1 pseudogene is annotated in these 552 nt (G+C 63.8%); it reads right to left on the reverse strand.

The window, feature by feature from the left end:
- Positions 1-298: 298 nt before the first annotated feature.
- A pseudogene (locus AC1D0I_RS32930) lies at positions 299-552 on the reverse strand (hypothetical protein); the annotation flags it as partial.

A 552-nucleotide genomic window follows, 5' to 3' on the forward strand; every position in this document is an offset into this window, starting at 1 on the left:
CGTCCGCACCGCGGATCATTGTCGCACGTAGGACGGAGGAAATTCGCCCCCGCCGCGGGCGGTGAACGGGCCAGCCGTAGGAGCGTCAGCATAGCGCCGGCCGCAGGACGGGATGCGGGACCGACTGTCCCCGCCCGCGGTGGTCCGCATGTTTTGCGTCGAAGCCGACCGGCGGAGATCGCTCGCATTCCCGGTTCTCGACAGTCCGGCCGCTGATCGGCGACGATGCGATAGGATTGTCCAACCAGTGCCGAGTGGGCCTGGACGAATTCGATGAGGTCTTGCATCCGTTCGCCCCTCAATTGCGTGGCAGCTTGTGAATTTCCAGCCTGACAGGCCCTCCCCTGTCACAACTCGTGCAGAAGAGCGCTCGCTCGACCGAACTGAACAGAGCGCCTTTTCCATAGCGTTCGATGAGCCCGGCAGGCTTTACCGTCGCATGGTGCGAACAGGATCTGCACCAGGCCCGCAACACATGCCATTCGCGAAGATCGCCGAGCGCCACGTCGAGGCCCGCATGAACGCTACCATCAATGATGGCCTGCGGTGGGA

The organism is Mesorhizobium sp. P2_D1 (genome assembly GCF_056404455.1).